Source organism: Acidovorax sp. GW823-FHT01C06, from assembly GCF_058798375.1.
The window spans coordinates 343,270-365,787 of the sequence record NZ_JBXAKN010000002.1; the positions used below are offsets into that span (position 1 = coordinate 343,270).

Annotated in this window: 18 protein-coding genes; 5 read left to right on the forward strand and 13 right to left on the reverse strand. The window is 68.4% G+C overall.

The window, feature by feature from the left end:
* Positions 1-37: 37 nt before the first annotated feature.
* The 4 genes from AC1RCS_RS07150 to AC1RCS_RS07165 form a co-directional block, all read right to left on the reverse strand.
* On the reverse strand, positions 38-1,084 hold the full coding sequence (locus tag AC1RCS_RS07150; RefSeq protein ID WP_218295608.1) for a S49 family peptidase: 1,047 nt from the start codon (positions 1,082-1,084) through the stop codon (positions 38-40).
* Between the two features lie 101 nt (positions 1,085-1,185).
* Positions 1,186-1,563 (reverse strand): Rieske (2Fe-2S) protein, encoded by a 378-nt coding sequence (locus AC1RCS_RS07155; protein WP_218340096.1) that lies wholly within the window; start codon positions 1,561-1,563, stop codon positions 1,186-1,188.
* Positions 1,564-1,595: 32 nt separating this feature from the next.
* Positions 1,596-2,270 (reverse strand): HAD family hydrolase, encoded by a 675-nt coding sequence (locus AC1RCS_RS07160; protein WP_218295610.1) that lies wholly within the window; start codon positions 2,268-2,270, stop codon positions 1,596-1,598.
* 20 nt (positions 2,271-2,290) lie between these two features.
* Complete coding sequence (locus AC1RCS_RS07165; protein WP_218295611.1) at positions 2,291-3,304, reverse strand: RluA family pseudouridine synthase; 1,014 nt, start codon at positions 3,302-3,304, stop codon at positions 2,291-2,293.
* Between the two features lie 598 nt (positions 3,305-3,902).
* On the opposite strand from AC1RCS_RS07165, the gene AC1RCS_RS07170 reads away from it, so the two are divergent.
* The 4 genes from AC1RCS_RS07170 (at position 3,903) to queF (ending at position 9,861) form a co-directional block, all read left to right on the forward strand.
* Entirely contained in the window at positions 3,903-7,037 is a 3,135-nt protein-coding gene (locus AC1RCS_RS07170) for an Rne/Rng family ribonuclease (protein ID WP_492244145.1), read from the forward strand.
* A 188-nt stretch (positions 7,038-7,225) separates the two neighbouring features.
* A complete protein-coding gene (yaaA, locus tag AC1RCS_RS07175) occupies positions 7,226-8,011 on the forward strand; it encodes a peroxide stress protein YaaA (RefSeq protein WP_218295613.1) in 786 nt (261 codons plus the stop codon).
* A 35-nt stretch (positions 8,012-8,046) separates the two neighbouring features.
* A complete protein-coding gene (locus AC1RCS_RS07180; RefSeq protein ID WP_492244146.1) occupies positions 8,047-8,958 on the forward strand; it encodes a 2OG-Fe(II) oxygenase in 912 nt (303 codons plus the stop codon).
* Between the two features lie 57 nt (positions 8,959-9,015).
* Entirely contained in the window at positions 9,016-9,861 is an 846-nt protein-coding gene (queF, locus tag AC1RCS_RS07185; protein WP_492244147.1) for an NADPH-dependent 7-cyano-7-deazaguanine reductase QueF, read from the forward strand.
* A 17-nt stretch (positions 9,862-9,878) separates the two neighbouring features.
* Here the strand turns inward: queF and AC1RCS_RS07190 are convergent, their stop codons facing one another.
* The 8 genes from AC1RCS_RS07190 to amaB all read right to left on the reverse strand — a co-directional run bounded on the left by AC1RCS_RS07190 (position 9,879) and on the right by amaB (position 20,044).
* Entirely contained in the window at positions 9,879-10,145 is a 267-nt protein-coding gene (locus AC1RCS_RS07190; protein WP_218295616.1) for a hypothetical protein, read from the reverse strand.
* Positions 10,146-10,235: 90 nt separating this feature from the next.
* On the reverse strand, positions 10,236-11,795 hold the full coding sequence (locus AC1RCS_RS07195) for a methyl-accepting chemotaxis protein (protein WP_492244148.1): 1,560 nt from the start codon (positions 11,793-11,795) through the stop codon (positions 10,236-10,238).
* Positions 11,796-11,947: 152 nt separating this feature from the next.
* Complete coding sequence (locus tag AC1RCS_RS07200; protein WP_492244149.1) at positions 11,948-13,237, reverse strand: Y-family DNA polymerase; 1,290 nt, start codon at positions 13,235-13,237, stop codon at positions 11,948-11,950.
* Positions 13,238-13,313: 76 nt separating this feature from the next.
* Positions 13,314-15,014 (reverse strand): thiamine pyrophosphate-binding protein, encoded by a 1,701-nt coding sequence (locus AC1RCS_RS07205; RefSeq protein WP_492244150.1) that lies wholly within the window; start codon positions 15,012-15,014, stop codon positions 13,314-13,316.
* Between the two features lie 48 nt (positions 15,015-15,062).
* The gene (locus tag AC1RCS_RS07210; protein ID WP_492244151.1) at positions 15,063-16,289 is read right to left on the reverse strand and encodes a pyridoxal phosphate-dependent aminotransferase; all 1,227 of its coding nucleotides are present in this window, start codon (positions 16,287-16,289) and stop codon (positions 15,063-15,065) included.
* On the reverse strand, positions 16,286-17,197 hold the full coding sequence (locus AC1RCS_RS07215) for an amino acid ABC transporter substrate-binding protein (protein WP_492244152.1): 912 nt from the start codon (positions 17,195-17,197) through the stop codon (positions 16,286-16,288). Before AC1RCS_RS07215 ends, AC1RCS_RS07210 begins: the two co-directional genes overlap by 4 nt.
* A 97-nt stretch (positions 17,198-17,294) precedes the next feature.
* Positions 17,295-18,485 (reverse strand): NAD(P)/FAD-dependent oxidoreductase, encoded by a 1,191-nt coding sequence (locus tag AC1RCS_RS07220; RefSeq protein WP_492244153.1) that lies wholly within the window; start codon positions 18,483-18,485, stop codon positions 17,295-17,297.
* Between the two features lie 23 nt (positions 18,486-18,508).
* Positions 18,509-20,044, reverse strand: a complete 1,536-nt coding sequence (gene amaB / locus AC1RCS_RS07225) for an L-piperidine-6-carboxylate dehydrogenase (RefSeq protein ID WP_218295623.1) — start codon at positions 20,042-20,044, stop codon at positions 18,509-18,511.
* Between the two features lie 239 nt (positions 20,045-20,283).
* Here amaB and AC1RCS_RS07230 point away from each other — a divergent pair, with 239 nt between their 5' ends.
* Complete coding sequence (locus AC1RCS_RS07230) at positions 20,284-21,195, forward strand: LysR family transcriptional regulator (RefSeq protein WP_492244256.1); 912 nt, start codon at positions 20,284-20,286, stop codon at positions 21,193-21,195.
* Between the two features lie 246 nt (positions 21,196-21,441).
* Here AC1RCS_RS07230 and AC1RCS_RS07235 read toward each other — a convergent pair whose 3' ends face one another.
* A complete protein-coding gene (locus AC1RCS_RS07235) occupies positions 21,442-22,449 on the reverse strand; it encodes a LysR family transcriptional regulator (RefSeq protein WP_492244154.1) in 1,008 nt (335 codons plus the stop codon).
* Positions 22,450-22,518: the final 69 nt, after the last annotated feature.

Sequence of the window (22,518 nt, forward strand, 5' to 3'; positions counted from 1 at the left end):
TTGGCTGCGAGTGGCCCGCAGGCCAGATCAGGTGGCGTCAGCGCAGCTGCGGCCCCGCCACCGACAGCGACTTGACCGCGCCCACGCCGATGGCGGCGCCAAAACGCTTGACCAGGCGCTCGGCCACGTTGTCGCGGCGGGTGTAGTCGATGATGTCCTCGGCCTTCACCACCTCGCGCGCCACGTAGTCCAGGTTGCCCAGCTTGTCTGCCAGGCCCATTTCCACGGCCTGCTGGCCCGTCCAGAACAGGCCGCTGAACGTGTCGGGCGTGGTCTTGAGGCGGTCGCCGCGCCCGGCCTTCACCACGGCGATGAACTGCTGGTGGATCTGGTCGAGCATGGTCTGCGCGTAGGCGCGCTGCTTTTCGGTCTGCGGGCTGAACGGGTCGAGAAAGCCCTTGTTCTCGCCAGCGGTCAGCAGGCGGCGCTCCACGCCCAGCTTTTCCATGGTGCCGGTGAAGCCGAAGCCATCCATCAGCACGCCGATGCTGCCCACGATGCTGGCCTTGTCCACATAGATGTCGTCCGCCGCGGCGGCGATGTAGTACGCGGCCGAGGCGCAGGTTTCCTCCACCACGGCATAGATCGGCTTGTTGTGCTTGGCCTTCAGGCGCACGATCTCGTCGTTGATGATGCCGGCCTGCACCGGGCTGCCGCCGGGCGAATTGATGAGCAGCACCAGCGCCTGCGAGCCTTCGTCCTCCAGCGCGCTGCGCATCGCGGCCACGACGAACTCGGCGCTGGCCTCGGCGCCCGCGGCGATCTCGCCCTTGATGTCGACCACCGCCGTGTGCGGCGCGCTCTTGCTGGCGCTGGGCGACGCCTGGCGCAGGGCGGCGAAGGCAACGGCGGCGATCAGCAGCAGCCATGCCAGCCGGAAGAATATCTTCCAGCGGCGGGCGCTGCGTTGCTCTTGCAGGGCAGAGAAGGCCAGCTTTTCCAGCGTGGCGCGTTCCCAGCCGGGTTCACGCGATGAGTCGCTCACAGATGCTCCTGAATTCGTAGCTGATTGCGCCCACAGGTCGGGCGCTGGGTTGTTTTTGGGGTCAAAACCCGGGGAACCGGGCGTTTGGGGGTCGGTCATGTCATGCGTCCTGGCGCTGCGCCTGCCTTGCCGGGGCGGCCTGTCCAGGGCACGGGCAAGGCACCGGACGACAGCACATAAGGGTAATTCATCTAGATTTTCTAGAACTCCACGGGTTGCAGGTTGTATGCAGTATGCCAGTGCACCACGCCATCGCTTTCCGACAAGGCAATTTTCACCAGGCCGCCCCGGCAGGGCCCCCCCGCGCACTGCCCCGTGCTGGGCAGATAGGCCGCACCATGGGTGGCGCACAGCAGCCACTGGCCGGTGTCGTCGAAAAACCGGTCGGGCTGGTAGTCCATTTCCATCGCCACGTGCGTGCAGCGGTTGAGGTAGGCATGGGGTGTGCCGCGGTAGCGGATGGCAAAGGCCCGGCAGGTCTGCCCCGCATAGACCACGTCAAACGCAACAGCCAGGCCGCTGTCGGCCAGGTCGGCGCTGTTGCACAACGCAATGGCCCGGTCAGGAAGGTCCGTCATGGGAATGCTCGTTTGCGCATCGTGCACCCTCGTCAGGCGTATTGCAGCAGCCAGTCGTGCAAATCGCGCACCGAATGGGCCACGTGCAGCGGGTTGAGCGCATGGAACACCTCGGGCTCATGCGCGCCGTAGCTCACCCCCACGCTGGCGCAGCCGGCATTCACCGCCATCTGCAGGTCGTGCGTGGTGTCGCCCACCATCAGCAGCCGCTCGGGCGGCACGTCGAACTCGGCCATCAGCTCCTGCAGCATCAGCGGATGCGGCTTGCCCGCGGTCTGGTCGGCCGTGCGCGAGCCATCGAACACGCCGCGCAGGTCCACCGAATGCAGCGCATCGTCCAGGCCGCGGCGGCTCTTGCCCGTGGCCACCGCCAGCAGGTGCCCGCGATCGCGCAGGTCGGCCAGCAGCGGCAGCACGCCGTCAAACAGGCTCAGGTCCTCCTGGTGCTGGATGTAGTGGAACCGGTAGCGGTTGCCCAGGTCGGTGTACTTCTCGGGCGGCACGTCGGGGGCGGCATGGGCCAGGGCCTGCATGAGCCCCATGCCGATCACGTAGGCGGCCTCCTTGTCGGTGGGCACCGTGCCACCGACATCGCGAACCGCCGCCTGGATGCAGCGCACGATGATGGCGGTGGAATCAAACAGGGTGCCGTCCCAGTCAAAGGCGATGAGATCGAAACGGCGCGGGCGGGAGGTGGTGGAGGGCATGGGGGGTTGTTCGCGCCATTTCAGGCAGGAGAAGGCACAAAGCCGGCCAGTTCGGACGGCAGCTCGGCATGGAGCGCCACGCGCTCGCCCGAGGCGGGATGGTTGAACTGTAACCGCCAGGCATGCAGGAACATGCGCTTCATGCCCAGCTTCTGCAGCCGCTTGTTGAGGTCGAAATCCCCGTACTTGTCGTCCCCCACGATGGCATGCCCCTGGCTGGCCAGGTGCACGCGGATCTGGTGGGTGCGGCCGGTCTTGATGGTCACCTCCAGCAGCGACATGGCGGGCAGCCCCTGCGCGGGGCGCGGGGGCACGGAACTGCGCACCTTGACGAGCGTGACGGAGCGCATGCCGTCCGGGTCGTCGGCCGTGGTCACGCGCACACGGCGCTCCCCGTCGGCCTGCAGGTACTTGTGCAGCGGCAGGTCGATGACTTTCTTGTTGGCGGGCCAGGCACCCGTGACGAGTGCCAGGTAGGTCTTGCCGGTCTCGCGCTCGCGGAACTGGTCCTGCAGGTGCGTGAGCGCCGAGCGCTTCTTGGCCACCAGCAGGATGCCCGAGGTCTCGCGGTCCAGCCGGTGCACCAGCTCCAGGAACTTCGCGGCCGGGCGCGCCTGGCGCAACTGCTCGATCACGCCGAAGCTCACGCCGCTGCCGCCGTGCACCGCCACGCCGGCAGGTTTGTCGATGGCGATCAGATGCTCGTCTTCGAGCAGGATGGGAAATTCGCGCGCGGGCGCCGGACGCTCGGCCTTCTCGGCCACCTTGTCTGAAATTCGAACAGGAGGCAGGCGCACCACGTCCCCTGCTTCCACGCGGGTGTCGGCACTCACGCGGCCTTTGTTGATGCGCACCTCGCCGCTGCGGATGATGCGGTAGACGTGCGTTTTTGGCACACCTTTCAAGTGGCGTATCAAAAAGTTATCGAGCCGCTGGCCCGCGGAATCGGAATCGACCTCGATCAGGCGTGCCGCCGGAGGGCTTGCCGCCGTGGTGCGGTCGGATGGCGGTTTGGCCCCTATAATGTGTTTCACCTGCGCGTTGCTGTGTAAGTGGTTGATTTGTCTGGAGTTTAGTCCACGCAACCCTTTCCCTCGTGCAGGAAGGTCGATGCCAGCGGGCGTCGTGCACGCAGATTGCAGGCCAGATGCCTGCGGTGGCCTGCGCTTCGTTCGGCGGGCTGACAGATTGAAACACTGATACGGAATCCCCAAGCTGGCAGACGCACCCTACCCGGGAGCAGCCTGCCAGCGGATCGAAGCGAGCATGTGGTTGTTGATGGCATGGATGGTGACCTTGTGGCGGTGGCTGTTGCCCCCGGCCGCACACGCACATTCCGCCCCAGCGCCCGTCCTGCAAGCGCAACACGCTACTATTTTAGTAGCAAAACTGCGCCACTCTCACTCGCCCCCATCCACGCGCCCCTGCCTTTTCCTGCCGCGCTAGCGCTCGGCAGACCCTTGGCATTCCCGGCAATTCCCTTCGTTTCGATGCGTCAGTCCAGGCATTCACAGCTCCTGTAGAGCTTGTTGTATTGGTTTGGAAACTGTGGGCGGCAGCCCGCGCAGCCCTCTCCGTGGGTCACGGTTGGCTGCTCCGCTGCTGTCCGCGAAACACTGAAGGAATCGCATCATGAAGCGGATGCTCATCAACGCCACGCAGCCTGAAGAACGGCGCCTGGCCATCGTCGACGGACAGAAGCTCCTCGACTACGAAATCGAAATCGAGGGGCGCGAACAGCGCAAGGGCAACATCTACAAGGCCGTCGTCACGCGCGTCGAGCCCTCGCTGGAAGCCTGCTTCGTCGACTACGGCGAAGACCGCCACGGCTTCCTGCCGTTCAAGGAAATCTCGCGCAGCTACTTCACCCCCGGTGTCTCGCCCAGCCAGGCACGCATCAATGAAGTGATCCGCGAGGGCCAGGAGCTGCTGGTCCAGGTCGAAAAGGAAGAGCGCGGCAACAAGGGCGCGGCCCTGACCACCTTCGTCTCGCTGGCCGGCCGCTACGTGGTGCTGATGCCCAACAACCCCCGTGGCGGTGGCGTTTCGCGCCGCATCGAGGGCGAGGACCGCGCCGAGCTCAAGGAGGCGATGGACCAGCTGGAATACCCCAACGGCATGTCCATCATCGCGCGCACCGCCGGCATCGGCCGCACCGCGCCCGAGCTGCAGTGGGACCTGAACTACCTGCTCAAGCTGTGGAACGCCATCGACGGCGCCGCCAAGGGCGGCAAGGGCGCCTTCCTGATCTATCAGGAATCGAGCCTCGTCATCCGCGCGATCCGCGACTACTTCAACAACGACATCGGTGACATCCTCATCGATACCGACGACATCTACGAACAGGCGCAGCAGTTCATGGCGCACGTCATGCCCGAGCATGCCGCCCGCGTGAAGCGCTACCGCGACGACGCCGCCCTGTTCAGCCGCTTCCAGATCGAGCACCAGATCGAATCGGCCTACGCACGCACCGTGCAACTGCCCTCGGGCGGCGCCATCGTGATCGACCACACCGAAGCGCTGGTCAGCGTGGACGTGAACTCGGCCCGCGCCATCAAGGGCGGCGACATCGAGGAAACCGCCACCCGCACCAACCTGGAAGCCGCCGACGAAGTGGCGCGCCAGATGCGCCTGCGCGACCTGGGCGGCCTGATCGTGATCGACTTCATCGACATGGAGGAGAGCAAGAACCGCCGCGAAGTGGAAAACCGCCTGCGCGACGCGCTGCGCCAGGACCGCGCCCGCGTGCAGTTCGGCACCATCAGCAAGTTCGGCCTCATGGAGATGAGCCGCCAGCGCCTGAAGCCCGCCTTGAGCGAAGGCTCGTCCATCCCCTGCCCCCGCTGCGGCGGCTCGGGCCACATCCGCGACACGGAAAGCTCGGCCCTGCAGATCCTGCGGATCATCCAGGAAGAGTCCATGAAGGACAACACGGCCGCCGTGCACTGCCAGGTGCCGGTGGAAGTGGCCTCGTTCCTGCTCAACGAAAAGCGCACCGAGATCGCCAAGATCGAACTCAAGCAGCGCGTGGCCGTGCTGATGGTGCCCAACAAGACGCTGGAAACCCCCAACTACCGCCTGGAACGCCTCAAGCACGACGATCCGCGCCTGGACCACATCGAAGCCAGCTACAAGCTCGCCGAGGAAGTGGAAGACCCCACGGCCGTGACGCGCCGCTCGCAGGAGCCCACCAACAAGCAGACCCCCGTCATCAAGGGCGTGCTGCCCGATGCTCCCGCCCCCGTGGCCGAGCCCCGCCCCGAAGGCGCGGCCCGCCCACCCCGCGCCGGCCAGCGCCCCGCTGCCGCGCCCGCGGCACCCGCCCAGGCCCCCGTGGCTGCGCCAGCGCCCGCTGCCGCCGCCGCGCCGCAGGAGCAAGGCTTCTTTTCCTGGCTCAAGAGCCTGTTCGGCTTTGGCGATGCACCGGCAGCCCCCGCACCGGTGGCAGCAGCCCCTGCCCCCGCCGCCACACCTGAAACCACGGGCCGCGGCGAGCCCCGCCGCGATGGCCGCAACGGCGAAGGCCGTGGCCGCCGTGGTGGCCGCGATGGCAACCGGGAAGGCCAACGCGAAGGCGGCCGTGATGGCGGCAACCGCGAAGGCGCCAGCGAAGGCCGCGGCCGCCGTGGCGAGCGCTCGGCCGAAGGCCGCGCTCCGCGCGACGCCGAGGGCCGTCCACCCCGCGACACCGACCGCCGCCCCGAAGGCGAAGCCCGCGAGGGACGCGAAGGCCGCAACGGCCGTGACGGTGGCCGTGGCCGCCGCGACGCCGAGCCCCGCAACCAGGCCGCCGGCCTGAACGGCGACAACACCGCTGCCGCGCAGGCGCAGGTGGAAGGTCCGAACGGCAACAGCGCGGAAGCGGGCCAGCAGCCGCGCGGCGAGCGCGGTCCGCGCCGTGACCGTGGCGAAGGCTCCGGCCGCCGCGAACGTGGAGACCGTGCAGAGCGCGGCGAACGCACGCCCCGTGCTGTCGAAGCGCAGGAGAGCACCGCGCCGGCCGCGGGCGACTTCGTCGACACCGCCCCTCTGGCATCGCTGCCCGACCTGGACCTGTCCGGCAACGACGTGGCCGCGGGCAATGGCGCCCCGGCCAGCGAAGAGCAGCAGCGCCGCGAGCGCCGCTCGCGCGACCGCTACGGCCGTGACCGCCGCGAACGCGGCGAGCGAGGTCCTCGCGACAGCGCCGAGACCACGGCAGCGGCACCAGTGATGCTGGACTTCGATCCCACCGCCGTCACCGCACCCCAGGCCGAACCGGCGCCGGAGCAGGATGAGGCTCCACGCCGCAGCTACTTCAGCGCCCCCGTCGCACCGGTGGAGGCCGCCGTGGCCGAGGCTCCGGCTGCCGCCCCGGTAGCGGTTGCAGCGCCAGCGCCCGTGGCTGCTCCGGTGGCCGCCACGGCCCCTGCTGCCACGGCACCCGTGGCGCCCCCGGCCGCACCCGTTGCCGCGCCCGCGCCAGCCCCGGTGGCGGTTGCTGCTGCGGCGGCTGCCGCCAACGGCATGCCCCGTGTCCAGTCCTTCACGCTGCCGGTCGACGAGCTCCAGCAGGTTGCCGCCTCGTCGGGGCTGCAATGGGTGAACTCGGACGCGGGCAAGATCGCCGCCGTGCAGGCGGCGATCGCGGCCGAACCGCAACCCATCCGCGTTCCACGCGAACGGCCGCCCGCGGTCGTGCTGGACGAAGGCCCGCTGGTGCTGGTGGAAACCCGCCGCGACCTGTCGGCGATGACCCTGCCTTTCGAGCAGCCGCCGGCGGCCTGATCCACCGGCTGCGGCCCTGAAAACAAGAAGGCGGCCCAGGGCCGCCTTCTTGCTTTGGGGGCCCTGAACAACGCCTTGGCGCTGCGGCGGCCCTGCAGCAGGTACCATTTTGGCCGCTGCCGGCATTCCGGCCTCGCTCCGCCCAGCCTTCTCCCCTTCCGAGCCCCACGGACCACCCGGACTCCCACATGCTGTTCCTGCTGTCCCCAGCCAAATCCCTTGACTACGACACCCCCCTGCCCGAGGGGCTGCCCCATTCCACGCCCCAGTTCGTGCCACAGTCCACGGCCCTGATCGAGGTGCTGCGCACCCAGTCCCCCCAGGACATCGCCTCGCTCATGGACCTGAGCGACAAGCTGGCCGCGCTCAACGTGGCGCGCTACCAGGCCTGGCGCCCCCGCTTCACCGCCGCCAACTCGCGCCAGGCTCTGCTGGCCTTCAACGGCGACGTGTACGAAGGCCTGCAGGCGCGCGCGCTCACCGCCGACGACCTGGACTGGGCGCAGCGCCACGTGGCGATCCTGAGCGGCCTGTACGGCGTGCTGCGCCCGCTCGACCGCATGCAGCCCTACCGGCTGGAGATGGGCACGCGCCTGGCCACGGCCGCGGGCAGCAACCTGTACCAGTTCTGGGGCAGCCAGATCGCCGAGCACCTCAACACCCGGCTGCGCGCCGACACCACGCCCGTCGTGGTCAACCTGGCGTCGCAGGAGTACTTCAAGGCCGTGGACCGCAAGGCGCTCAAGGCACGCGTGGTCGAATGCGTGTTCGAGGACTGGAAAGGCGGCGGCTACAAGATCATCAGCTTCCACGCCAAGCGCGCGCGCGGCCTCATGGCCCGCTATGCCGTCACGCACCGCCTTGCCACACCCCGCCAGCTGGAAGGGTTTGATCTGGACGGCTATGCCTTTGCCCCGGCATCATCCGGGCCCGAGCGCCTGGTATTCCGGCGCAAGGCAGCACCCGCCCCGTAACCCCGAAAGAAACCTGCTTACGTTGAAGGACCGCCATGACATCGCGTTCTGAACAGCACCCGGACAGCACCACGGCAACCCACCAGGACCGCGGTGCCGCGCGGCAGGCCATCACGCCCGAGCTGCGCCGCTGGATCATCGAGCAGGCCCAGGCAGGCTATGCCGCGCCCGTGGTGCTGCAGTCCATGCGCGATGCGGGCTGGGATGAGAACGTGGCCGCCGATGCGCTGGAGATCACGCTGCAGGACCACCTCAACGAACTGGCCGTGCAGCAGGGCCAGCCACCCGCCGTGGCGGTGCCCGAGCCGCGGCTGGACGAATCCCCCGCGCAGCTTGAGGCCGGCGACCGCAGCGTGAACGTGCTGCTGGCGATCGCCCAGCCGCGCATCGTGGTGTTCGGCAACCTGCTGTCGCCCGAAGAATGCGATGCGCTGATCGCCGCCGCCGCACCGCGCATGGCGCGCTCGCTCACCGTGGCCACCAAGACGGGGGGCGAGGAAGTCAACGACGACCGCACGAGCGACGGCATGTTCTTCCAGCGCGGCGAAAGCCCGCTGCTGCAGCGCATCGAGGAGCGCATCGCCCGCCTGCTGAACTGGCCCATCGAGAACGGCGAGGGCCTGCAGGTGCTGCACTACCGCCCCGGTGCCGAATACAAGCCGCACTACGACTACTTCGACCCCGCCGAGCCGGGCACGCCCACCATCGTCAAGCGCGGCGGCCAGCGTGTGGGCACGCTCGTGATGTACCTGAACACGCCCGAGAAAGGCGGCGGCACCACCTTCCCCGATGTGCATGTGGAAGTGGCGCCGCAGCGCGGCAATGCCGTGTTCTTCAGCTACGAGCGCCCGCACCCGTCCACGCGCACCCTGCATGGCGGCGCCCCGGTGATCGCCGGCGAAAAATGGATCGCCACCAAGTGGCTGCGCGAGCGGGAATTCAAATAAAAACAGGCCTTGGCGCTTATCCACATTGCGCTACCAGCTATCAATTTAATAGTATCCATGAACACCCCGGAACAATCCCAACTCGGCAAGGCATCGGCCTACATCGACCAGTACGACGCCTCTCTGCTGTTCCCCATCCCCCGCGCGGGCAAGCGGGCCGAGATCAGTGTCACCGGCGCCGCGCCGTTCTTCGGCGCCGACCTGTGGACGGCGTTCGAGCTGTCGTGGCTCAACCAGCGCGGCAAGCCGCAGGTGGCGCTGGCGCACATCACCGTGCCGTGCGAGACCCCCAACATCGTGGAGAGCAAGTCGTTCAAGCTCTACCTCAACAGCTTCAACAACACCCGATTCACGGATGCGGCCGAGGTGCAGGCCCGCATCCGTGCCGACATCAGCGAGGCCGTGTGGCGCGGCGCGGAGCACCCGGCCACCGTGGGCGTGCGGCTCCTCAGCCCCGAACTGTTCGACCAGGAGCCCGTGCACGAACTCGACGGCCTGAGCCTCGATCGGCTGGACGTGGAATGCACGCAGTACCAGCCCGCGCCCGAGCTGCTGACGGCCGTGTTTGGCGAGGCCCCCGTGTCCGAAGTGCTCACCAGCAACCTGCTCAAGAGCAACTGCCTGGTGACGGGCCAGCCCGACTGGGGCAGCGTGCAGATCAGCTACAGCGGCCCGCAGATCAACCAGGAAGGCCTGCTGCAGTACCTGGTGAGCTTTCGCAACCACAACGAATTCCACGAGCAGTGCGTGGAGCGCATCTTCATGGACGTGTGGACCCGCTGCAAACCCATCAAGCTCACCGTGTATGCGCGCTACACGCGCCGGGGCGGCCTGGACATCAACCCGCTGCGCACCAGCCACCCGCAGGGCCTGCCGCGCAACGTGCGCACCGCCCGCCAGTAAGGCCCTCCAAAGATCCGCTAACCGCGCGCGTCAATCCAGTCGCACCGCAGGGTGTGGCGCGCATGCGCGCGGGTGCGCCAGGTCACATACAGGCTGGGCAGAAAGATGGCGACCAGGCACACCGGCGCGGTCCAGGGCTCGCCAAAGGCGCAGATGGGAAACCAGCCCACCCACCCCAGCATCCAGATCGTCAGCACCAGGTCCCAGAGGTGGTACTCAAGCGGGTGCTCGGCCTTGTGCGCGACATGCCACTGCTTGATGCGTTGCAGTTCGTTCAGGGTCATGGGAACCTCCCGGAAAACGGGAAATTCACTGTAAGTTAGCAGTAAGAATTCGTCAAGAAATACCGCGCGCCCCGCCACGGCGCAGGGCTGTTAGCCCAGGCGAAACACATCCACGGACCGGCCCAGCGACAGGGCGCTTTCCTTGAGGCCCTGGGCCGATGCCGCCGACTGCTCCACCAGCGCCGCGTTCTGCTGCGTCACGGTGTCGAGCTGCGTGACAGCCTCGTTGACCTGGGCGATGCCCTGGGACTGCTCCTTGGTCGCGCTGCTGATCTGCTGCACCAGCGTGCTCACCCGCCCCACGGCGTTGACCACGCCCTGGATGGTGGTGCCGGCATGGTCCATCTGCTGCGCGCCATTGGCGATCTGGTTCACCGTCGCGCCGATCAGGCCGCTGATCTCCTTGGCCGAGCTGGCGCTGCGCTGCGCCAGGGCCCGGACCTCCCCCGCCACCACGGCAAAGCCCCGGCCCTGCTCGCCCGCGCGGGCCGCCTCCACGGCGGCATTGAGCGCCAGCAGGTTGGTCTGGAAGGCGATGCCCTCGATCACGCCCACGATCTCGCTGATGCGCGTGGACGACTGCTTCATCTCCTGCATGGCAGCGCCCACCTCCTGCACGGCCTGGCCGCCGCGCGTGGCGATGTCGCTGCTTTGCGCGCTCTCGTGCGACACCTTGGCGGCCGTGTCGGCCGTCTGCTGCACGGTGCTGGCCAGCTGCTCCATCGACGCGGCGGTTTCCTCCAGGCTGCTCGCCTGCGATTCGGTGCGTGCCGACAGGTCCAGGCTGCCGCGCGAAATCTCGGCGGCCGACTGGGTGAAGCTGCGCACTTCGGTGCGCACATCGCCCACCACCGCGCGCAGGTTGACCTGCGTCTGCCGCAGCCGCTGCATGAGCGCGCCCAATGGCGGTGGATAGTCCGTGTGGACCGAGGTGGCCAGATTGCATGCCGAGATGTCGGAGGCGAACCGGGTCGCATCGTGCACGCCCCGCAGCACGGTGGCCTGGTAGCGCCACAGCGCCCACCCGCTCCCCACCAGCAGCAGCACCAGGCGCGTCACCCAGGCCACGGGACCCTGCAGCCCCAGCATGTCGGGCACCAGCGCCAGCAGCAGCAACACCCCAAGCACCAGCGCCATGCGGGGCAGCAACGCCATTTGCGCCATGCGCTGCCGCCAGCCACGCACACCGCGGTAGCGCAGGTTGCCGGCGTCCAGGTAGAAACTGCGCGCGCCCGAGGCCGCATCGCGGCGCATCTGCGCATACAGGGCCTCGGCGGCATCGGACTCCGCCGCGCTGGGCTTGGTGCGCACCGACATGTAGGCGCGGGGCTTGCCCCCCTCCATGATGGGCGTGACATTGGCCCGCACCCAGTAGTGGTCGCCATTCTTGCGGCGGTTTTTCACCAGCCCCGTCCAGGGCTCCCCCCGGCCGACGGTGCGCCACAAGTCCTTGTAGGCCTCGGCGGGCATGTCGGGGTGGCGGATGATGTTGTGGGGCTGGCCGACAAGCTCGTCGTGGCTGTACCCGCTCACGCGCACGAAGGCGGGGTTGCAGTGCGTGATCTCGCCCTTGGTGTTGGTGCTGGACACCAGCAGCTCATCGCCGGGGTAGTCGAAATTCTGCTGGGTCACCGGCAGGTTGATGCGCATGGAAAGCTCCTGATGGGCCCGCATCGTCGGCAGGCGGCGCGGTCCGCTACCGCTTGATACCGATCAAGTCTACCTGCCGATCACACCGTCTGGCACCAAGAGAATTGCGGTGGTGCCGCGAGAAACGGGCGGCCCCGGGCGCAGCCTCGGGCCTAGAAAAGCTGACCGGTTTCCATGGTGGCCTGCGCGCCGGGCCGCCGCCCCCGGCCGCCGGCCGGCACCGGTGTGCGTGGCTCCAGCACCGGCTCTTCCCCGCGCCGCGCCAGCGTGCTGGCCCGCACCCCCAGCAGGCGCAGGCGCTTGTCCAGCGGCACGCGCTTGAGGCACTGCCCCGCCAGCTGGCGGATGGTGGCGCCGTCCGCCGTGTAGATGCCCGCGGTGTGGTCGCGCGTGGCGATCTTGAAGTCGTCGTAGCGCAGCTTGATGCCGATGGTGCGCGCCACATAGCCCTTGCGCTGCAGGTCTTCGGCCAGGCGCAGGCACAGGTCGGTGAAGATCGCGCCCAGCTCCGCCTTGTCGCGCACGGCGTGCAGGTCGCGGTCGAAGGTGGTCTCGCGGCTCATGCTCACGGGTTCGCTTTCGGTCACCACGGGGCTGTCGTCCCGCCCCCAGGACACCCGGTGCATCCACGCCCCCGTCGATTTGCCGAAGTGCCCCATCAGCCACTGTTCATCCTGCGCCGCCAGCTGGCCGATGGTCTCGATGCCCAGGCGCGCCAGCTTCTCACCCGCCTTGGGGCCGATGCCGTTGATCTTGCGCACGTTGAGCGGCCAGATCTTCGCCTGCAGATCCGACTCATAGACGATGGAGATGCCATTGGGCTTGTTGAACTCGCTGGCCATCTTGGCCAGCAGCCGGTTGGGGGCCACGCCGATGGAGCAGGTCAGCCCCGTCACGTCGAAGATCCTCTTCTGGATGAGCCGTGCCAGCACCCTGCCTCCTTCGCGCTGGCCCCCGGGCACGTCGGTGAAGTCGATGTAGACCTCGTCCACGCCCCGGTCCTGCATCACCGGAGCGATGTCGGTGATGGTGCTCTTGAACAGGCGCGAAAAGCGGCGCACTTCGTCGAAATCCACGGGCAGCACGATGGCATGGGGGCACAGCCTGGCGGCCTTCATCATGCCCATGGCCGAGCCCACGCCGAACTGCCGCGCCGCGTAGGTGGCGGTGGTGATGACGCCCCGGCCCACATAGTCCTTGAGCAGGGGAAAGTCGGCCACCGGGATGAAATGCGGCTCGCGCAGGCCCTGGCCATCGGGGCTCTGGTGCAGCAGCTCGTCCACCTTGCGCCGCCCGCCGCCGATGACCACGGCCAGGCCCTTGAGCTGGGGGTAGCGCAGCAGCTCGACGGATGCGAAGAAGGCATCCATGTCGAGGTGCGCGATGCGACGCAGGCGCGGTGCGGAGGGCTCGTCGGGCGGTGCGGAGGTCACGGCCTCCATTGTGCGCAAAAGCGCAGACACCCTGCTGTCAGCCGCCCGGCCGACCACAGGGTTTGGGCTGCGGTATTGATTGTGTCTATTGCTTCTTGGCGAGCGCCGCGTTGCGCAGGCCCTGCAGCGTTCCCGTGGGCGTGATCGCCTCAGGGTCCATCAGGCAGTGCAGCACGCTGGGCAGGCCGCTGGCGCGCGCGCGGGCCAGCGCGGGGGCGAAGTCTTCGGTGCGCTCCACGCGCTCGCCGTGGCCGCCGAAGGCCTGGGCGTAGGCCTTGAAGTCGGGGTTCTTGAGCTGCGTGGCGCTCACGCGGCCCGGGTACTCGCGCTCCTGGTGCATGCGGATGGTGCCGTACATGGCGTTGTCCAGCAGCACCACAATGATCGGCAGGCCGTACTGCACGGCGGTCGCGAACTCCTGGCCGTGCATCAGGAAGTCGCCGTCACCCGCGAAGATCACCACCTCGCGCTGCGGCCACAGGCGCTTGCCGCCCACGCCGGCCGGCAGCCCGTAGCCCATCGACCCGCTGGTGGGCGCGAGCTGGCTCGCATAGGTGGTGAAGGGCCAGAAGCGGTGCACCCACGTCGCGAAGTTGCCCGCGCCGTTGCAGAAGATGGTGTCGGCGGGCAGCACGTCCTTGAGGTGCTGCATCACCTGGCCCATCTGCAGATCACCGGGGATGCGGATGGGCGCGGTATCGCTCCAGGCCAGGTAGTCGGCATGGGCGGCTTCGGTGTGGGCCTTCCACGGCACCGGCGCCGTGGGGCGCACCGCGTTCAAGGCCGCGGCGAAGGCCTGCGGCGTGGCGTGGATGGCCTGCGTGGGGCGGTAGAGCTTGCCCAGTTCATCGGCATCGGCATGCACATGCACCAGGGGCTGTGCGGGCGTGGGGATGCCGAACAGCTCGTAGCCCTGCGACGGCACTTCGGACAGGCGCCCGCCCACCACCAGCACCAGGTCGGACGCGCGGATGCGCGCCAGCAGCTTGGGGTTCACGCCGAGGCCCAGGTCGCCGCCGTAGCAGGCGTGGGTGGCGGCAAACAGCATCTGCCGGCGGAACGAGCAGTACACCGGAATGGACCACGCCTCGGCAAACGCCGTGAACTCGCGCACCGCCTGTTCGGACCAGCGGCTGCCGCCCAGGATGGCCACGGGGCTCTGGGCGGCCTGCAGGCGCTGGGCCAGCTCTGCCATCTGCGCGGCGCCGGGGTGGGTCTCGGTGACCTGGTAGGGCTGCGCGTCGGCCACGGTGGCGGCCTCCGTCAGCATGTCTTCGGGCAGCGCCACCACCACCGGGCCGGGGCGGCCCGAGGTGGCAACGTGGAAGGCGCGCGAGATGAGTTCGGGCACGCGCGCCGGGTCGTCGATCTGCACCACCCACTTGGCCATGGTGCCGAAGACCGCGCTGTAGTCGAGCTCCTGGAACGCCTCGCGCCCCATGGCGCCGCGCGCCACTTGCCCCACGAACAGGATCATCGGGGTCGAGTCCTGGTGCGCGATGTGCACCCCGGCCGACGCATTGGTGGCGCCCGGCCCGCGCGTCACGAAGCAGATGCCTGGCTGCCCCGTGAGCTTGCCCTGCGCCTCGGCCATCATGGCCGCGCCGCCTTCCTGGCGGCACACCGTCACGCCGATGTCTGCATCGTGCAGGGCATCGAGCACAGCCAGGTAGCTCTCGCCCGGCACGCAGAACAGCTGCTTGACGCCATGGGTGATGAGCTGCTGCACCAGGATCTGGCCGCCGGTGCGGCTTGGGGCGGGGCTGGAGGTGGAAGGCGTGGTCATGTCAAAAGGTCCGGAACGGGAAAATATCAAACGAGGAAAACAGGTGGGTCAGCGCAGTGCCTCGCACGCACGGCGGATACGTGTGCAGGCCTCCTGCAGGTCGGCCATGCTGGCAGCGTACGAGATACGGAAATACGGCGCCAGCCCCAGCACGCTGCCCGGCACCACGGCCACGTGGAACTCGCGCAACAGGTAGTCGCAAAAATCGGCATCCGTGCGCAGCAGCGCGCCGCCCGGCGTGGTGCGGCCCAGCACGCCTTCGCAGCTGGCAAAGGTGTAGAACGCACCCTCGGGCACGCGGCAGCGCAGGCCCGGCGATGCATTGAGCGAAGCCACCACGAGGTCGCGCCGCGCCTGGAACTCGCGGCAGCGCTCGGCCACCACGTCCTGCGGACCGGTGAGCGCCGCCACCGCCGCCGCCTGGCTGATGGACGACGCGCACGACGTCGCCTGGCTCTGCACCACCGCCATGGCCGCGATCAGCGCACGCGGGCCCGCGCCGTAGCCGATGCGCCAGCCCGTCATGGCGTACGACTTGGACACGCCGTTCACCGTGAGCGTGCGCTCGCGCAGCGCGGGCAGCACGACCACCGGCGTGGCGAACGCATGGCCGTCGTACAGGATGTGTTCGTAGATGTCGTCCGCCAGCACCCACACCCGCGGGTGGCGCAGCACCACCTCCAGAAGGGGCCGCAGTTGCTCGGCGCTGTAGGCCGTGCCGCTGGGGTTGGACGGCGAGTTGATGAACACCCAGCGCGTGCGCGGCGTGATGGCGGCATCCAGCTCTTGCTCCGTAATGCGAAAGCCGTTGTCTTCGCTGCACGGCACCACCACGGGCACACCGCCCGCGATCAGCACCATGTCGGCGTACGAGGTCCAGTACGGCGCGGGCAGGATCACCTCGTCGCCGGGGTTCAGGCTGGCCATCAGCGCGTTGTAGATGACCTGCTTGGCGCCGGCGCCCACCGTGATCTCATTGGTGGCGAACGCGAGGCCGTTGTCGCGGCGGAACTTGAGCTGGATCGCGGCCTTGAGCTCCGGCGTGCCGTCGAGCACCGTGTAGTGCGTGTCACCCCGCGCCATGGCGCGCTGCGCGGCCTCCTGGATGTGGATCGGCGTGTCGAAGTCCGGCTCGCCCAGGCCCAGCACGATCACGGGCTGACCCTGGCGCTTCAATTCATTGGCGGCCTGGGTGATGCGCACGATGTCCGACACACCGATGGCGCTGATGCGGTCGGCCGCGCGAAAGGCTGTGGCGGGGATGGCGGCGTTCATTGCTGGTAGGACTCCAGGGGCTTGTCGTTGGGTGCGGAGAACAGCTGGCGCAGCGTGGTGCCCAGCGGCAAATTCAGGCTCATGTTCTTGGGCGGAATGGGGTTCACGAACCACTTGGTGTAGATCTTTTCCATCTCGCCGCTCTGCATCAGCCGGGTGAGCACGCCGTCCACCGCGGCCTTGAAGGTGGGGTCGTCCTTGCGGAACAGCAGCGCGATCGGCTCGGCGCCCAGCGGCTCGCCCACGATGCGGTAGGCCGACGGGTCCTTGGAGTTTGAGATCAGGCCCGCCAGCAGGTTGTCGTCCAGCACGAACGCATCAGCGCGGCCGGATTCGAGCAGCATGAAGCTCTCGTGGTGGTCCTTGCCCAGCACCGTCTTGACGGGTGCGCCCAGCGTGCGCTCCTGCTTGCGCAGCAGCTGCACGGCCGTGGTGCCGGTGGAGGCCGCGATCGTGCGGTTGCCCAGCTGGCTGATGGACTTCAGGTCCGAATCCTTGCGCACCGCCATGCGCACCTCGCTCACATAGGTGGTCACGGCAAAAGCCACCTGCTGCTGGCGCGCCAGGTTGTTGGTGGTGGGGCCGCAGCCGATGTCCAGCGTGCCGTTCTGCACCAGCGGCATCGTGTTCTGCGCCGTCACGGCCATGTACTCGAGCTTCGCGTCGGGCACGATTTCCTTGAGCACGCGCTCGCACAGCTCCACGTGGTAGCCCACGTATTTTTCATTCGCGCCCAGCGCGTAGGCCATGGGCGGCGAGGTCTCGCGCACGCCCAGCACCGCCTTGCCCGATGCCTTGATCTTCTCCAGCGTGGGCATGGCGGTTTGCGCCTGCGCGGGCACGAAGGCCGTGTAGGCCAGTGCGAGCCCTGCAGCGAGCGCGGTGAATGTCTTGCGTGAAATTGCCATGGTCGTTGTCTCCGGTTGTGTTGTGGTTGGCAGGTGGGAAAGCGTCGAAAAAGAGGAAAGGCCGGATGGGCGGGGCCCCGTTGCGGGGCTCCTGGGTTCAGATGACGTTCTTCTCCAGCAGCGGCTGGTTGCGCGCGATGCGTTCGATGGACAGCGGCGACAGGTCCAGGCTCTGGTAGCGCCCCGTCAGCATCAGCTCGGCCAGGCCGCGCCCCACGGCAGGGCACTGCTGCAAGCCATGGCCCGAGAACCCGTTGGCGAACACCAGGTTGTCGCACGTCGGATGCAGGCCCACGATGGCGTTGTGGTCGAAAGTGTTCATCTCGTAGTAGCCCGCCCAGGCGCCCTGCATGCGCAGCGCCTCGAAGCCCGGAATCCGCTCCGCCAAGGCAGGCCAGACATGGTTGTCGAAGGCGTCGTACTCGGGCTCCAGCGGGGCAAAGTCGGCGTCGTTGTCGGCCGCAGGCGCAAAACCGCAGATGAAGCCTTGGCCCTCGGGCCGCAGCCAGATGCCGCTGGTGTCGATGAGCAGCGGGCAGCCCGGCAGCGCCGCGGGGCTGGCCAGGTGGAACACCGTGCGACGCTTGCCCACCACGGGCAGGCCGATGCCCGCCCAGCCCGCGATGGCCGCGGCCCAGGGGCCACCCGCGTTCACCGCAAAGCGGCACGGCAGCTCGCCACCGCTTTTCAGGCGGACGGCACGCACATGCCGCACGCCATCGCTAGCCACCACGTCCAGGCCCACGGCCTCATCGGCCACGTAGCGCACGCCCTGGCTCTGCGCCTTCTTGCGCAGCGCGCTCAGCAGCAGGTAGCCGTCGAACCAGCCCTCGCCCGACAGCCCGAGCGACCCCAGCGCCACGTCCTGCAGCGCCAGCCACGGAAAGCGCCCGGCCAGCTGCTGCGGGCCGAGCAGCGCCACATCGGCGCCGTGACGCTTTTGCAGCGCATGGTTCTCGCGCAGCGTGGCCTCGCCGGCCGCGGTGGCCAGGTACAGATAGCCGCCCTCGTGCAGGCCCACATCCGGCGCGTCGCCGCTGCAGGCCAGCAGCGTGTTCACATTGCGCAGAAAGTCGATGCCATAGGCCGAGATCTGGACATTGATGTCGGTGGAGAACTGCTGGCGGATGGAGCTGGCCGACAGCGCGGACGATGCGCGCGCATAGGTCGGGTCCCGCTCGACCACCACCACCGTGCAGCCCGGCTGCTGCAGCGTCAGGAAGTACGCGATGGCGCTGCCGATGACGCCGCCACCGATGACGACGATGGGTGGCGTTTCAGCCGGCATGAAAGCGCTTGCCACTGCGCTGCTCACACGTCGAAGGTCACGCCCTGCGCCAGCGGCAGTGCCGTGGAATAGTTGATGGTGTTCGTCGCCCTGCGCATGTAGGCTTTCCAGCTGTCGGAGCCCGCCTCGCGCCCGCCGCCGGTTTCCTTCTCGCCGCCAAACGCGCCGCCGATTTCCGCGCCGCTCGGGCCGATGTTCACGTTGGCAATGCCGCAGTCCGAGCCGGCTGCCGACATGAACAGCTCGGCCTCGCGCACATTGAGCGTGAAGATCGACGACGACAGGCCCGCGCCCACGGCGTTGTTCATCGCGATGGCCTCGTCCAGCGTGCTGTAGCGCACCACGTACAGGATGGGCGCGAAGGTTTCGTGCAGCGCGGGGCCGTCGTGCCTTTGCAGCTCCACCAGGGCAGGGCGCACGTAGTACGCGTCCGCACCGCCCAAACCTTCCACGCGGCCGCCGCCGTGCACCGCGGCACCCAGCGCACGGCTTTGTTCCAGCGCCTTTTGCATGCCTTCAAAGGCCATGCGGTCGATCAGCGGGCCCACCAGCGTGCCGGCGGTGCGCGGATCGCCCACCTGCACGTTGGCGTACACCTTGGCCAGCTGGGGGACCAGCTGATCGTAGATGCTGTCGTGCACGAACAGGCGGCGCAGCGTGGTGCAGCGCTGGCCCGCCGTGCCCATGGCGGCGAACGCGATGCCGCGCAGCGCCAGGTCCAGGTCGGCCGTGGGGGCCACGATGGCGGCATTGTTGCCGCCCAGCTCCAGGATGCCGCGCGCAAAACGTGCCGCCAGGCGCGGGCCCACCGCGCGGCCCATGGCGGTGGAGCCCGTGGCCGACAGCACGGGCACGCGGGCGTCATCCACCAGCACCTCGCCAATGTCGCGCTGGCCCACGATCAGCTCCAGCAGGCCTTCGGGCGCGTCGGCACCAAACCGCGCGATGGCACGCTGCGCGATGGCGTGCGTGGCCAGGGCCGTGAGCGGGGTCTTTTCGGACGGCTTCCACACCACCGAATCACCACACACCAGCGCCAGCGCCGCGTTCCACGACCACACGGCCACCGGGAAGTTGAAGGCCGAGATCACGCCGCACACGCCCAGCGGGTGCCAGGTTTCCATCATGCGGTGGCCGGGGCGCTCGGTGGCAATCGTCAGGCCGTACAGCTGGCGCGACAGGCCCACCGCGAAGTCGCAGATGTCGATCATCTCCTGCACCTCGCCCAGGCCTTCGGACGGAATCTTGCCCGCCTCGATGGTGACGAGCAGTCCCAGGTCCGCCTTGGCGGCGCGCAGCTCTTCGCCCAGCAGGCGCACCAGCTCGCCCCGGCGCGGCGCAGGCACGTTGCGCCAGGCCTGGAAGGCCGCATGCGCACGGCCGATGGCGGCGGTCGCCTCGGCGGGGCCGTGCTGCGGCACCCGGGCCAGCACCTCGCCCGTGATGGGCGAGCGGGCGGCCAGCGTGCCACCGGTGTAGCCCGCGCGGGGCACGCCCAGGCGTTGCAGCAATTGATCGACTTCGGTCACGAGGGGGGTGGCGGCAGGGGTGGCGGACATGGCGGCTCGCAAGGATCAGAAGGGCAGGAAAAAGGGGCAGCGCAGGAGAAAACACGCAATGAAGGCGCCAATATCCGCCAATCCTGCCGCGCTGGATAGCAAAAAAATGGAACTACTTGATCACAAATTGGAATGAAGTACCTGAAAATAGCAGTAGCCCGCACCGCACACCGCATCAGTGCCACGGACTTGAAAGGCCTTGCCTGGGCCACCACCGATCATTCCCCCCACGCATGACCATGCTGCGCCGCGCCTTCCTGCCTTCCACCGCCGACCTGCTGGCCTTTGAAACGGCTGCCCGCCACCAGAGCGTGTCGCGCGCGGCCGAGGAGCTGCACCTCACGCAAAGCGCCGTGTCACGCCAGATCCGCCAGCTGGAGGAGCAATTGGGCACCGCCCTCTTCCACCGCGTGCGCCAGCGCGTGGTGCTCACCGACGCGGGCCGCGTCTACGCCGCCGACGTGCTGGCCGTGCTCCAGCAGCTGTCGGCCAGCACTCAGAAGGCCATGGCGTTCGCGAGCACCGACGGCCTGCTCAACCTGGCCGTGCTGCCCACGCTGGGCACCCGCTGGCTCATACCACGCCTGGGCGGCTTCATGGCCCAGCACCCCGAGGCCATGGTCAATTTTTCGGCCCGCACCGAGCCCTTTGATTTCGCGGGAACACCGTTCGACGCGGCCATCCACTTCGGTGCGCCGCACTGGGCGGGTGCCGTGTGCGAATACCTGATGCACGAAGAGACGGTGCCCGTGTGCAGCCCCGCCTACCGCGACCGCCACCACATCCGCACGCCACAGGATCTGACCCGCGTGGTGCTGCTGCAGCAAAGCACGCGCCCCACCCAGTGGGCCGAGTGGTTCGAGCTGGTGGGCGCCCCCACGGCCCTGGCCCTGCGCGGCCCCCAGTCCGAACACTTCGCCATGATCGCCCAGGCCGCCGTCTCGCACCTGGGCGCGGCGCTGCTGCCGCGTTTCCTGATCGAGCAGGAGCTGGCGGCGGGCAGCCTGGTGGAGCTGTCGGGCACGGTACTGACCAGCACCGATGCGTACTACCTCGTGTACCCGGAGGCGCGCGCGCAGACGCCGCTGGTGAAGGCGTTCAGGGACTGGGTGGTGGGGGAATGCGCAGGCCAGCGGCAAGCCCAAGGCTGAGGACCGGCGCGACGCCCCTGCACCACCGGGTCCATGGAATTTTTGAATAAAAATGCCTCCAGCCGTTTTGGCTAAAGCGCTGGCAGCTATGAAAAGTGAAGTGGCAGCACCGGGTATCCGGCGCCCGGGCCGCGCACCGGCAGGCCGTCATTCAGCGCCCGTCCACCAGCGGAAGTCCGCCAAGGCCCGGCGCGGGCGGCTCGATCGGCCCTGCACAAAACCCCTAGCGGAAACCAGGCAGCGGCTTCAGGCGGGCCGCACTGCCCGGCTGCTGGCGGTTCCCGGCGGCCTGCGCGCGGTGCGGCCGGCCCGGCGATCCGCCCCCGCCAGTTCCTTGTCGTTCAATACGTACTGCGGGTTGTTGGTGAGGCGTTCCACGGCCAGGTCGATGAACGCCCGGGCGCGCACAGGCTGCGACGTCCTGCTGCCGAAGTACACAAAGTAGCTGGCGAAATCGGGCATGTGGTCGCGCAGGACGGGGACCAGTTGCCCCGAACGGATATAGGGCGCCGCGGTCACGCCCGCCAGCTGCCCCAGGACCTTGCCCGCCAGCACGGACTGCAGCTCGAAGACTTCGTCATTGCTGCAGATGGCGGGCACGACCGGCTGGTCCACGGTCTGCTCCCCCAGCTTCACATGCCAGGGGGCGACCTTGCCCGTGCCGGGGTGGCGGAAAGCACTGCAGCGGTGGGCAGCCAGGGCCGCCAGCGAGTCCGGCACGCCAAAGCGCTGCAAATACGCCGGTGCTCCGCAAATGACCATCTGCAACGGGAACAGCTTGCGGGCGATGACCCCTTCATGCGGCGAGGCGCCCAGGCGAAAGCCAACGTCCACCCGGTCCTCGACCCAGTTGCCCACCCGGTCGTCCAGGAGCACGTCGGGCTGGATACCGGGGTGCCGTTCACAGAACTCCTCCACCAGGCGCCAGAGGATGGGCTGAAAAGCCGTGCGAGGGCCGGTTATGCGCAAAGGCCCGGCGAATTCGTCCCTGGCCGTCCGCGCGTTTTGCAGGGCGCGCTGCACGCCCAGCAATGCGGGCTGCACGTCCTCCAGCAGGCGCTGCCCTGCATCGGTCAGCGACATCACCCGCGTCGTGCGATGGAACAGCCTCGCGTCCAGGTGTTCCTCCAGTTGCGCCAGCGCCTTGCTCGCCGCCTGCGGGCTGATGTCGAGCGCGTGTGCCGCCTTGCGCAGGCTGCCCAGCTCCGCGGCCTTGATGAAGGTGGATACGGAGCGGAGTTCGTTGATGGCCATGGCTGCTTCCTCCTGCCGGCATTGTCTCCATTTGGATGCGAATCCAGCAACCTATTTACCACTATCCGG